This is a genomic window from Streptomyces sp. ICN903 (assembly GCF_022015835.1).
Classification (GTDB): domain Bacteria; phylum Actinomycetota; class Actinomycetes; order Streptomycetales; family Streptomycetaceae; genus Streptomyces; species Streptomyces fenghuangensis.
Genome location: NZ_JAKMAY010000189.1, coordinates 1 through 11,494 on the forward strand (window position 1 = coordinate 1; position 11,494 = coordinate 11,494).

Below are 11,494 nucleotides of genomic sequence, written 5' to 3' on the forward strand. Positions count from 1 at the left end.
TCCGTGGGCCACCCGGATCGACCTCACCGGCTATCTGCTGCTGCCCGCCCCCGCCGAGCCCCACGCCCACTACGACACCGCGCTGACGGCGGACGGTGACGCGCCCGGCGCCCTCGGCGCCTCCCCGTACGGCCCCTGGGACCCGTACGACCCCGGACGCGTCCAGCGGCGCGCCGCCGAGGCCGCACTGCTCCAGCTCGGCCACGGCGCGACCGCGGTGCGCACCCATGTGCGCATCGGTGACGTCGCCGGGCTGCGTGCCCTGCGGGCCGTACTGCGGGCCCGGCACGCCCTGCGCGGGCTGGCCGACCTCACCGCCGTCGCCGTACCCCGGCTGCTGACCGGCGCGGCGGGGGCCGACGGCCTGGCGATGCTGCGCGAAGCGGTGGGCATGGGGGCCGCGGCGGTGGGCGGCTGCCCGGACCTCGACCCCGATCCGGGCGGCTACACGGAGGCCGTGCTGGAGGTGGCGGCCGAACACGGCTGCGCGGTGGACCTGCACACCGACGGCTCCGACCCGGTCCGGCTGGCGCGCCTGGCCTCGGTGGCCGGCGGGCTGCGGCCCAGGGTGGCCGTCGGTCCGTGCGACGGGCTGGCCCGGCTGCCGCGGGAGACCGCGGCCCGCGCCGCCGAGTCCCTCGCGGCGGCCGGGATCACGGTGGTCTGCCTGCCCCAGGGCGGCTGCGGCCTGCCGCCGCGGACGGCCGACGGCCCCCGCACCGCGCCGGTGCGGCTGCTGCGGGCGGCGGGGGTACGGGTGGCCGCGGGCGGCGGCGCCCTGCGCGACGCGGCCAACCCGGTGGGCCGCGGCGATCCGCTGGAGGCCGCCTACCTGCTGGCCTCGCACGGCCAGGCCGGCCCGGAGGACGCCTACGAGGCGGTGAGCGCGCGGGCGCGGGAGGCCATGGGGCTGCCGCGGGTGCGGATCGAGGCCGGCTTCCCGGCCGAGCTGCTGGCCGTACGCGGCCGCACACTCGCCGGAACGCTCTCGCTGGCGTACAGCCGCCTGGTCGTCCACCGCGGCCGGGTGGTGGCCCGCACCAGCGCGGTGCGCGAGTACTGCGACGCCACGGACCCGGGCGGCCCGGCGGACGCGGCGGCCCCGGTGGCCCCGGAACCGGGCGGTCCCGCCGCCGGACTCCCCCGCCAGTCGCAGCGCTGACGGCGGCGTACCCGGCGGAGGACGGGCCCGGCGGCGTACGGTCGGAGTATGCGCACAGTCATCGCTGGAGGACACGGTCAGATCGCACTGCGGCTGGAGCGGCTGCTCGCCGCGCGCGGTGAGGAGGTCGTCGGGCTCATCCGGCGGCCCGAGCACGCGGACGACCTGCGCTCGGCGGGCGCCGAGCCGGTCGTCTGCGACCTGGAGTCGTCGTCCGCGGAGGAGGTCGCCCGGCACCTGCGGGACGCCGACGCCGCGGTCTTCGCGGCGGGCGCGGGCCCGGGCAGCGGCACGGCCCGCAAGGAGACGGTGGACCGGGCGGCCGCGGTCCTCTTCGCGGACGCCGCCGAACTGGCCGGAGTACGCCGCTTCCTGGTCATCTCCGCGATGGGGGCGGACGACACGCCCCCCGCCGACATGGAGCCCGTCTTCGCCGCCTACCTGCGTGCCAAGGGCGCGGCGGACGACGACATCCGCCGGCGCGTCAACCTGGACTGGACGATCCTGCGCCCCGGCCGTCTCACCAACCGTCCCGGCACCGGGCGGGTGCGGCTGGAGCCCCGCACGGGCCGCGGCGAGATCTCCCGCGACGACGTGGCCGCCGTCCTCCTCGCCCTCCTGGACGACCCGCGCGCGGCACGGGTGACGCTGGAACTGGTCTCCGGAGAGGTCCCGATCGACCAGGCGATCGCGGAACTGGGCTCGGAGGCCACGGAGGTGCCGGACTAGGCTCCCCGCCGGACGGAACGGACACGGGGCGGGGTGGGCCGGCAGTGGCGAAACGACGGGCGTGGCCGCGGTCGGTACGGGTGAGGGCGGCACTGCTGACCCTGGTGTTCGCGGTCCCCATGTGGACCCTCGGAGCGGTCTCCCTCTCCACGGCGAGCGCCCGGCTGGGCCTGGCCGGTGAGCCCGGGGAGTTCGAGGCGGAATTCTGCGACCTGAGGAAGGAGGGCCGCAGCGCCCCGCTGCTCCACTGCACCGGCACCCTCACCTCGTACGACGGCCGGACCGTCGGCCGGGGAGTGGAGATCCTCTGGGCGGACGGGTACGCCGGCGCCCGTGCGCGGGTGCGGATCGATCCGCTCAGCGGCGGCCCTGTGAGGGTGGACGAGGACGCCGTGGGGGATCTCGCGACGGCGGTCATGTTCGTACTGTGGCCGTTCCTGGTGTACCCGTCGGCGGTGTGGCGGATGCGGCGGCGCGGACTGGACCCCGAGTGGGGGGAGCGGTGGCCGGACGGAGGGCCCGTCGCCCCGCTCGGGGACCGCGGGCCGTGAGGAGGCCGCCGCCACGCCGGCCGGAACGGCGAACGGCCCCCGACCAGTGGACTGGTCGGGGGCCGTCTCCCTCGTGTGGCGGCGCTAGGATTCGAACCTAGGAAGGCTGAGCCGGCAGATTTACAGTCTGCTCCCTTTGGCCACTCGGGCACACCGCCTGGGATCGCTGCCCCGGGGGCGTTCGCTCCCTGGCAACGCGCACAACCATACCCGATGGTGGGGGGTGGTCCGCCACCTGGTCGTCCGGCGGTGGATAACCGCGGCGGATGACTAGGCTGACGGCGCGGACCGGGCCGGACCGAGCCGGACCGCACCCTGACGGATCTACGCACGAGGAGCCAATCCACGATGGCCGACTCCAGTTTCGACATCGTCTCGAAGGTCGAGCGGCAGGAGGTCGACAACGCCCTCAACCAGGCCGCCAAGGAGATCTCCCAGCGCTTCGACTTCAAGGGCGTGGGAGCCTCCATCGCCTGGTCGGGCGAGAAGATCGAGATGCGGGCCAACTCCGAGGAGCGGGTCCTGGCCATCCTCGACATCTTCCAGACCAAGCTGGTCAAGCGGGGCATCTCCCTGAAGTCCCTGGACGCCGGGGAGCCCCAGGTGTCCGGCAAGGAGTACAAGCTCTTCGCGTCGATCCAGGAGGGCATCTCCCAGGACAACGCCAAGAAGGTCGCGAAGATCATCCGTGACGAGGGCCCCAAGGGTGTCAAGGCCCAGGTGCAGGGCGACGAGCTGCGGGTCAGCCACAAGAGCCGGGACGCCCTGCAGGAGGTCATCGCCCTGCTCAAGGGCAAGGACTTCGACTTCGCGATCCAGTTCACCAACTACCGCTGAGCACCGGGCCGGTGGTGAGCGCCGGCCGCCGGGCGAGAGCGAGAGGACGACGGGCACCCGCCGGGCGGCGGGTGCCCGTCGGCGTCCCCCCGGGGGCAGGGACACCCGGGGCGGCGGGGGTACCCGGAAGGTTGGCGGACCGCGCGGCGGGCACCCGGGCACGGAACCTTCACGTGTACGGGCCCAGGAGGACTCATGAGAAAGAAGACCGTGCGGGCCGCTCTGCCGGCCGTGTTGCTGTGCGGCACGTTTCTGCTCTCGGGCTGCGGGGACGGCGGCACCGGGGAGGAGATCTCCGGAACCCTCGCCCGCAACAGTGCGGCCGAAGCCGGCGAACTCGCCTTCGACCAGGCCGGGCACGAGATCGACGGTGACCTCACATGCGTCGACGAGGGCACCGGGGAGAACCTGAGGGTCACCTGCGAGGGCACCACCGTGGACGGCGGGGAGGCCCGGATGGCGGCCGACGCCGGCAGCGACCCCCGGATCGAGACGGAGGGCGGCGTCACGTTCGAGGGCTTCACGATCGTCGGCACGGTGGACGGCGAGCAGGTCTTCCAGGAGGACTGCATCGGAGTCGGCTGCTGACCCCGGTGCGGCGGGCCGCCCCCGGCGGCCCGTTGAAAACGGGGAGGCGGGGCAGACGGCAGTAGCGAGCAGTGATGTTCCACGCCGAACCGCCAGGGGGGATCAGCACCGATGGCCATATCCGCGCGCCGGAGGCGCACACCGGACGGCAGGCCCGTCTTCGACCTGCGTGTGACGGCCCTGGCCTTCGTGCTGGCCGCCGTCGTCCTGCTGGGGGTGTGGTTCGCCGGACGGGTGGTGCTGGAGGCGGCCGGGCGGCATCCGGTCGCGGCGGTGGCCGTCTGCCTGATCGCCGTGCCGGCCGCCGTGGCCGGTCTGCGCGGCGGGCGCCGCTTCCGGGCCTCCAGGGCCGCGCGACGGGCCGCCGCGGTCCTGACCGAGGCGGCCGAGACCGCGCTGGACACGCTGGAGGAGGAGATCCCGGACGGCGGGCCGGAGAGCGGTGAGCGCGCGGAGCGTCCCGGGCCGGCGGAGGACACGGGAGCCGTCCGGTACACGGGACCGGGCGGAGGCGCCGAAGCCCGCCCCGGCGGCACCGACCGTCCCGTACGCCCGGATTACGAGGCCATGGAGGCCGAGGAGTTCGAGCAGGCGGTCGCGGCCCTGTGCGAGCGGGACGGCTGCCGGGACGTGGAGGTCGTCGGCGGCGCGGGCGACCTCGGCGCCGACGTCGTCGCCACCGCCCCGGACGGGCGGCGCGTGGTCATCCAGTGCAAGCGCTACAGCGACACCAACAAGGTCGGTTCGCAGGACGTGCAGCGCTTCGGCGGCACCTGCTACACCGTCCACGAGGCCCAGGTGGCGGCCGTGGTCACCACCGGCGACTTCACCGCGCCCGCCGCCGAGTACGCGCAGCAGTGCGGGATCCTGTGCTTCGACCGGCACGCGCTGGACGCCTGGAGCGACGGCACCGGACCGGCCCCCTGGGAGAGCGCGGGCGAGCCGCCGGCCGGGGCGGATCCGTACGGCGGGCGGCACGAGGACCCGCACGAGGGCGTGTACGACGGTCTGTACGACGAGGGGAACGCCCGGGCCTGAGAGGCCTCCGGGACCTTCGGCGCCCGGCGGGACGGGCTACCGGCGGGACGGGCTGGCGGGGGCCGGGTTCCAGCGGTACGACGGGTAAGCGGCGTCGCTGCGGACGATCTCGCGGCCCAGCGGCATCAGGGAGACCGGGATCATCTTGAAGTGGGCGATGCCGAACGGGATGCCGATGACCGTCAGGAAGAAGCCGATCCCGGCGGCTATGTGCCCCAGGGTGAGCCATATACCGGCGAAGACCAGCCAGACGACGTTGCCGGCGGCGGAGGCCGCGCCCGCGCCGGGCCGCTGGACGACGGTGTACCCGAAGGGCCACAGGGCGTAGACGGCGATCCGGAAGCAGGCGATTCCCCACGGGATCGTGACGATCAGCAGGAAGCAGATCAGGCCGGCGACCGCGTATCCCAGGGCCAGCCAGAGGCCGGAGAGGACCAGCCACAGGATGTTGAGGACCGTCCTCACAGCCGCCTCCCCGCCATGCGCTCCAGCCGGGCGATGCGTTCGGCCATCGGGGGGTGGGTGGAGAACATCCTGGACAGGCCGTCTCCGGGGCGGAAGGGATTGGCGATCATCATGTGGCTCGCGGTCTCCAGCCGGGGCTCGGGGGGCAGTGGCAGTTGCTTGGTGCCGGCCTCCAGCTTGGCCAGGGCCGAGGCCAGGGCCAGCGGGTCGCCGGTGAGCTGGGAGCCGGAGGCGTCCGCCTCGTACTCCCGGGAGCGGCTGACCGCGAGCCGGATCAGGGACGCGGCGAGCGGGCCGAGCAGCATGATCAGCAGCACCCCGACCAGGCCGGGCCCCTCGTCGTCCTCCGAGCGGCCGATCGGGATCAGCCAGGCGAAGTTGACCAGGAACATCACCACCGAGGCGAGTGCCCCGGCGACGGAGGCGATGAGGATGTCGCGGTTGTAGACGTGGCTCAGCTCGTGCCCGAGGACGGCGCGCAGTTCGCGCTCGTCCAGGATGCGCAGGATGCCGTCGGTGCAGCAGACGGCGGCGTTGCGCGGGTTTCGGCCGGTGGCGAAGGCGTTGGGCGCCTGGGTCGGTGAGATGTACAGGCGGGGCATGGGCCGGCGGGCGGCCGTGGACAGCTCGCGGACCGTCCGGTACAGGCCCGGGGCCTCGAACTCGCTGACCGGGCGGGCTCTCATGGCGCGCAGGGCGAGCTTGTCGCTGTTCCAGTAGGCGTAGGCGTTGGTGCCCAGTGCCAGGACGACCGCGACGACCAGGCCGGTGCGGCCGAAGAAACCGCCGATGACGATGATGAGTGCGGACAGTCCCCCGAGTAGCAGGGCGGTCTTCAGCCCGTTGTGCCGGCGGTGCACGGTACGCCCTCCAGGTGGTGCGGCAGGGGGGATCCCCCGTGTGGCCCTTCGTTGCGGCGGTGCCTCCGTCCGAAGGCTGATCGGTGGACCCTTCCTGTGAGGTCAACGCCGTGTGAAGGCGCCGGGTTCCCGGGCCGTTCCCGTCTAAAGCAGCACGTCGGCGGCGAAGCGCAGGGCGAGCTGGGGAGCACCCGAAAGGCCGACGGCGAGCAGCCCCGTCAGGGCGATCGCGGTCGTGAGCGGCGCGGCGACGCGTACGCGAGCGCGTGCGGCGGGGGCCTGTGCGGGGGTCCGGAAGATCTGCGCCGTCCACGCCAGGTAGTAGTAGAGGGCGATCACGACGTTCACCGCCATCACCGCCGCGAGCCAGCCCAGTCCCGCGTCCACGGCCGTGGAGAAGACCGCGACCTTGGCGAACAGGCCGATGATCCCCGGCGGCAGCCCGGCCAGGCAGAGCAGGAAGAAGGCGAGGGCGAGGGCGGCCGAGGGGTGGGCGGCGTACAGGCCCCGGTAGTCGGTGATCCGGTTGGCGGCGGCACTCCGGCCGACGTGGGCGGCCACGGCGAAGGCCCCGAGGTTCACGGCGGCGTACATCAGGGCGTACGCGACGGTCGCGCCGACGGCCCGCCCCGGCTCATCGGCGTACGCCGCCGCGGCGATCGGCACCAGCAGGTAGCCGGCCTGGCCGACGGAGGACCACGCCAGCAGCCGTACCGCGCTGTGCGCGCGCTCCGGGCGCTGCCGCAGGGCGGCCGCGTTGCCCGCGGTCATGGTGAGGGCGGCCAGGACGGCGAGCGACGGTCCCCAGACGTGGCCGTAGGAGGGGAAGGCCTGAACGGTCACCAGGATCAGCCCGGAGAAGCCGACCGCCTTGCCGATCACCGACAGGTAGGCGGCCACCGGCAGGGGGGCGCCGACGTAGGTGTCCGGCACCCAGGAGTGGAAGGGGACGGCGGCGGTCTTGAACGCGAAGCCGACGAGGGTGAGGGCGACTCCGGTGGCGGCCAGGGTCTCCAGTCCGGGGGCGGTCTCGCGCAGCCCCCCGGCGACCCGGTCCAGGTGCAGGGAGCCGGTCGCGGCGTAGACGAAGCTGACGCCCATCAGGCTGACGGCGGTGGCGGTGACCGAGGAGAGGAAGAACTTCAGGGCCGCCTCGGAGGAGCGCCCGTCCGCGCGGCGCAGTCCGACCAGGGCGAAGGAGGGCAGGGAGGCGACCTCCAGCGCCACGATCAGGGTCGCCAGGTCCCGGGCGGCGGGCAGCAGCGCGGCGCCGGCGGCGGAGGCCAGCAGCAGGAACCAGTACTCGCCGCGCGGCAGCGCGTCGTCCCGTACGGCCGTCATCGACAGCAGGGCGGCGATCAGGGCGGCGCCCAGCACCAGGAACTGGACGGCCAGTGTGAACGGGTCGGCGACGTAGGAGCACACCGCCGGGTCGGCGGTGAGGCAGAAGGTGGCGCGGTCGCCGTCCAGGAGGGGCAGCAGACCGAGTACGGCGAGCGCGAGGACGGCGACGGTGACCGGGCCGAGCAGCGGCTTGCGGCGCTCGGGCAGGAACAGGTCGGCGACCAGGACGGCCAGCGCGCCCAGTGCGGCGAGGGCGGGCGGGGCGATGGTGAGCCAGTCGACGGACTGGACGACCGACCGGACGGGATCCTGGGCGAGCGCGTTCATCGGCTGACTCCCGGCAGGAGGTTCTGCACGGCCGGATCGGTGAGCCCCAGGAGGAGCGCGGGCCACAGTCCGGCCAGGACGGTGAGGACGACGAGCGGGATCCAGGCGGCGAACTCGTGGCCGCGTACGTCCGGCAGGGTCGCGCTCGGTGCGGGGGCGGTGCCGGGGGCGGACGGCGTCCCCATGCAGACCCGGCGTACGACCACCAGCAGATAGGCGGCGGTCAGCAGGGTGCCGAGGGCCGCGAAGGCCATGAAGACCAGGTACGCGGGCCGGCTGAGCCCGTCGGCGGGGTGGTACGCGCCGAGCAGCGCGAGCATCTCGCCCCAGAAGCCGGCCAGTCCGGGAAGCCCGAGGGAGGCGACGGCGCCGAAGGCGAGCAGCCCGCCGAGCCGGGGGGCGCGCCCGTACAGCGCCGCGCCCCCGCCGCGCTCCCCGCCGCCGTCGAGCGCGAGCCGGTCCAGGTCGGTGGTGCCGGTGCGGTCCTTGACCGCGCCGACGAGGAAGAACAGCAGTCCGGTGATGAGGCCGTGGGCGATGTTCGCGAACAGCGCGCCGTTGACGCCGGTGCGGGTGAGGGTGGCGACGCCCAGCAGCACGAAGCCCATGTGGCCCACCGAGGAGTAGGCGATGAGGCGTTTGAGGTCGCCCTTGGCCCCGGGAAGGGCCAGCGCCAGGCAGGCCAGCGACCCGTAGACGATGCCGGTGACCGCGAAGGCCGCCAGGTACGGCGCGAGGGTGTGGACGCCGTCGGGGACGACCGGCAGGACGATCCGGACGAAGCCGTAGGTGCCCATCTTCAGCAGGACGCCCGCCAGCAGCACCGAGCCGACGGTCGGGGCGGCGGTGTGGGCGTCGGGGAGCCAGCTGTGCAGCGGCCACATCGGCGTCTTGACGGCCAGGCCGGTGCCGATGGCCAGGGCTGCCACGAGCTGGGTGGTGTGGGTCAGTCCCCGGCCACCGTCCTCGGCGAGCGCCGTCATGTCGAACGTCGGGCCGCCCTCGGCGCCCAGTCCGACCAGCAGCAGGCCCAGCAGCATCACCACGGAGCCCAGCAGGGTGTAGAGGACGAACTTCCACGCGGCCCGCTCCCGCCCCGCGCCGCCCCAGCGGGCGATGAGGAAGTACATCGGGATCAGGACCGTCTCGAAGGCCAGGAAGAACAGCATCAGGTCCAGCACGGCGAAGGTCGCCAGGGTGCCGGCCTCCAGCAGGAGCACGAGCGCGACGAACGCCTGCGGGCGCGGGCCCTCGGGGGGCCGGTGGTAGCTGTACAGGGCGCACAGGAAGGTCAGCAGCGCCGTCAGGACGAGCAGGGGCAGCGAGACGCCGTCGGTGCCCAGGTGGATGCGGACGCCGATCGCCGGGATCCAGGCGATGTCGGTCTCGGCCTGCATCGTGCCGGGCCGGTCGTGGTCGAAGCCGAGCGCGAGCACCGCGGTGGCGGCCAGCACGGCGCCGGTGACGGTGACGCCGTGGCGCAGCACGGCCTGCTCGGGGTTCCTGCCCCGCAGCCCGGGCGGGGCCGGCAGCAGGGCGGCGGCCGCGCCGAGCAGGGGCAGGACGACGACGGCCGCCAGGAGCAGCCGCATCGCGGTGTCGTTCAGGGGGATCACTGGTCACGCTCCGGCGGCGACGAGGGCGGCGGCCACGGCCAGGACGAGGGAGCCGGCGAGCAGGAGGCCGAGATAGGTCTGCACGTTGCCGGTCTGGACGCGGCGCACGGCCGCCCCCAGTAGCCGTGCGGTGCCTGTGGCGCCGCGCACGTAGGTGTCGACGACCTCGCGGTCCAGGAAGCGCACCAGCCGTGCGGCGGCCAGGACCGGGCGTACGGCGACGGCCGCGTAGAGGGCGTCGAGGTGGAAGCCTCGGGCGGCGTGGCGGTGCAGCGGGCCGAGCAGGAGCCGGCCCGGGTCGGCCGGGTCGTCGGCGGCGGCGATGTCGCCGTAGGCCGCCCGGTGGGTGGCGATGGCCTCGGCCTCGGAGACCGCCGGCTCGGCTTCCGGGTGGGCGGCGACGGCGCCGAGCGGGGCACGGGCGGCGGCGGTGGCGGTGCTGTGCCGCCAGGCCGCGTACATCACCACGATGCCGGCGGCGGCCAGGCCGGTGCCCAGGACGGAGGTGGTGAGGGTGGGGGCCAGCGAGCGGCCGTCGAACCAGTCGGGCAGGGCGCCGTAGAGCAGCCCGACGGCGATGGTCGGCCCGGCCAGCGCCCACAGCACCGCGTTCATGACGACCGGCCGCCCGGTGCGGCCGGGCGCGGTGTTCTCGCCGGGCGCGGTGTTCTCGCCGGGGTCGGTGCTCTCGCCGGGGTCGGCGAAGCCGCGGCCGTGGAAGGCCAGCAGCCACAGCCGGGCGGCGTAGGCGGCGGTGAGCGCGGCGGCCAGCAGCCCGGCCAGCAGGACCGTCCAGCCCACGGCGGACGGGACGGCGTGGGCCGCCCCTTCGGCGGGGTCGAGGGCGGCGTGCTCGGCCGCGGCCAGGACGGCCTCCTTGGAGAAGAAGCCGGCGAAGGGTGGCACGGCGGCCAGGGCCAGCAGGGCGACGGTCATCGTCCAGTAGGCGTCCGGCACCCGCCGGGCCAGGCCGCCGGTGCGGGACATCGCGGCCAGGGAGTTGGTGCCGGCCGCGTGGATGAGCACGCCCGCGGCGAGGAAGAGCAGCGCCTTGAACACGCCGTGGGAGATGAGGTGGAAGACGGCCGCGCCGCGGTCGGCGACGGCCAGGGCGCCGGTCATGTAGCCGAGCTGGCCGACGGTGGAGTAGGCCAGGACCCGCTTGATGTCGTCCTGGGCGAGGGCGGCGAGCGCCGAGCCGACCATGGTGACCGCCGCCATCGCGGCCAGGACGGCGAGCGCGGCGGCGGAGGAGGTGAAGACGGGCAGCAGCCGCGCGACGAAGTACACCCCGGCCGCGACCATGGTGGCGGCGTGGATCAGCGCGGAGACCGGCGTCGGGCCCGCCATCGCGTCCGGCAGCCAGGTGTGCAGCGGGAACTGGGCGGACTTGCCCGCGACACCCGCGAGCAGCAGCAGCGCGACGACGGTGGGGTGCTCCAGCTCGAAGCCGGACAGCGGGGAGGTCAGCCGCGTCACGATCGTGCTGATCCGGAAGGTGCCGGCCTCGGAGGCCAGCGCCAGGATGCCGATGACGAACGGCACGTCGCCGAGCTTGGTGACGAGGAACGCCTTGAGGGAGGCGGAGCGCGCGGCGGCCGTCTCCCAGTAGTGGCCGACCAGGAAGTACGAGCAGATGCCCATGACCTCCCAGCCGACCAGCAGCACGATCAGGTCGTCGCTGTAGACGACCAGCAGCATCGCGGCCGTGAAGAGGGAGACCAGCGCGGCGTAGGAGGGGTAGCGCGGGTCGTCGCGCAGGTAGCCGGTGGAGTAGATCTGCACACAGGACGCGACGGCGGCGACCAGGACGGCCACGAGGACGGCGAAGCCGTCGAGGTGGAAGGCGAGCTCGACGGAGAGGGCGTCGTTGCCGGTGGGGGCCAGCCGGGTCGCGCCGGTCAGGGCGCCCTCCCCGCCCTGGCGTACGGCGACGGCCGCGGCGAGGGCGGCGGAGGTGAGGGTGGGCAGGACGGC

Annotated in this window: 11 protein-coding genes and 1 tRNA gene; 6 read left to right on the top strand and 6 right to left on the bottom strand. The window is 74.4% G+C overall.

Annotated features, from left to right (window positions below; translation table 11 throughout):
- The 3 genes from L7D48_RS18860 to L7D48_RS18870 all read left to right on the top strand — a co-directional run.
- A partial coding sequence (locus L7D48_RS18860; protein ID WP_237880638.1) for a hydrolase occupies positions 1–1,162 on the top strand: 1,162 nt, incomplete at its 5' end.
- 48 nt (positions 1,163–1,210) lie between these two features.
- On the top strand, positions 1,211–1,891 hold the full coding sequence (locus L7D48_RS18865) for an NAD(P)H-binding protein (RefSeq protein ID WP_237880639.1): 681 nt from the start codon (positions 1,211–1,213) through the stop codon (positions 1,889–1,891).
- An 80-nt stretch (positions 1,892–1,971) separates the two neighbouring features.
- Positions 1,972–2,442: a hypothetical protein gene (locus L7D48_RS18870; protein ID WP_237880640.1), complete on the top strand. Its 471-nt coding sequence runs from the start codon at positions 1,972–1,974 to the stop codon at positions 2,440–2,442.
- Between the two features lie 76 nt (positions 2,443–2,518).
- Here L7D48_RS18870 and L7D48_RS18875 read toward each other — a convergent pair.
- Positions 2,519–2,600 (bottom strand) — tRNA-Tyr (locus L7D48_RS18875).
- Between the two features lie 190 nt (positions 2,601–2,790).
- Here L7D48_RS18875 and L7D48_RS18880 point away from each other — a divergent pair.
- The 3 genes from L7D48_RS18880 to L7D48_RS18890 all read left to right on the top strand — a co-directional run bounded on the left by L7D48_RS18880 (position 2,791) and on the right by L7D48_RS18890 (position 4,905).
- Positions 2,791–3,279, top strand: coding sequence for a YajQ family cyclic di-GMP-binding protein (locus L7D48_RS18880; RefSeq protein ID WP_206348936.1), 489 nt, complete (start codon positions 2,791–2,793; stop codon positions 3,277–3,279).
- 195 nt (positions 3,280–3,474) lie between these two features.
- Positions 3,475–3,867 carry a hypothetical protein gene (locus L7D48_RS18885; protein WP_237880641.1) on the top strand — a complete coding sequence of 131 codons (393 nt, stop codon included), beginning with the start codon at positions 3,475–3,477 and terminating at the stop codon, positions 3,865–3,867.
- A 111-nt stretch (positions 3,868–3,978) separates the two neighbouring features.
- Positions 3,979–4,905, top strand: a complete 927-nt coding sequence (locus L7D48_RS18890) for a restriction endonuclease (RefSeq protein ID WP_237880642.1) — start codon at positions 3,979–3,981, stop codon at positions 4,903–4,905.
- A gap of 36 nt (positions 4,906–4,941) precedes the next feature.
- Here L7D48_RS18890 and L7D48_RS18895 read toward each other — a convergent pair whose 3' ends face one another.
- The 5 genes from L7D48_RS18895 to L7D48_RS18915 all read right to left on the bottom strand — a co-directional run.
- Positions 4,942–5,370: a YccF domain-containing protein gene (locus tag L7D48_RS18895; protein WP_237880643.1), complete on the bottom strand. Its 429-nt coding sequence runs from the start codon at positions 5,368–5,370 to the stop codon at positions 4,942–4,944.
- Entirely contained in the window at positions 5,367–6,230 is an 864-nt protein-coding gene (gene htpX, locus L7D48_RS18900; RefSeq protein ID WP_237880644.1) for a zinc metalloprotease HtpX, read from the bottom strand. Before htpX ends, L7D48_RS18895 begins: the two co-directional genes overlap by 4 nt.
- A 144-nt stretch (positions 6,231–6,374) precedes the next feature.
- The gene (locus tag L7D48_RS18905; protein ID WP_237880645.1) at positions 6,375–7,901 is read right to left on the bottom strand and encodes an NADH-quinone oxidoreductase subunit N; all 1,527 of its coding nucleotides are present in this window, start codon (positions 7,899–7,901) and stop codon (positions 6,375–6,377) included.
- A complete protein-coding gene (locus tag L7D48_RS18910) occupies positions 7,898–9,493 on the bottom strand; it encodes an NADH-quinone oxidoreductase subunit M (RefSeq protein ID WP_256462994.1) in 1,596 nt (531 codons plus the stop codon). The genes L7D48_RS18905 and L7D48_RS18910 overlap by 4 nt, the downstream gene beginning before the upstream one ends.
- A 27-nt stretch (positions 9,494–9,520) precedes the next feature.
- Positions 9,521–11,494, bottom strand: a 1,974-nt coding sequence (locus L7D48_RS18915) for an NADH-quinone oxidoreductase subunit L (protein WP_237880647.1), incomplete at its 5' end; no start/stop codon positions are given.

Coding starts and splice junctions, on each gene's coding strand:
- L7D48_RS18865 (WP_237880639.1), top strand. CDS start 1,211: ATGCGCACAGTCATCGCTGGAGGACACGGTCAGATCGCACTGCGGCTG.
- L7D48_RS18880 (WP_206348936.1), top strand. CDS start 2,791: ATGGCCGACTCCAGTTTCGACATCGTCTCGAAGGTCGAGCGGCAGGAG.
- L7D48_RS18885 (WP_237880641.1), top strand. CDS start 3,475: ATGAGAAAGAAGACCGTGCGGGCCGCTCTGCCGGCCGTGTTGCTGTGC.
- L7D48_RS18890 (WP_237880642.1), top strand. CDS start 3,979: ATGGCCATATCCGCGCGCCGGAGGCGCACACCGGACGGCAGGCCCGTC.
- L7D48_RS18905 (WP_237880645.1), bottom strand. CDS start 7,901: ATGAACGCGCTCGCCCAGGATCCCGTCCGGTCGGTCGTCCAGTCCGTC.
- L7D48_RS18910 (WP_256462994.1), bottom strand. CDS start 9,493: ATGCGGCTGCTCCTGGCGGCCGTCGTCGTCCTGCCCCTGCTCGGCGCG.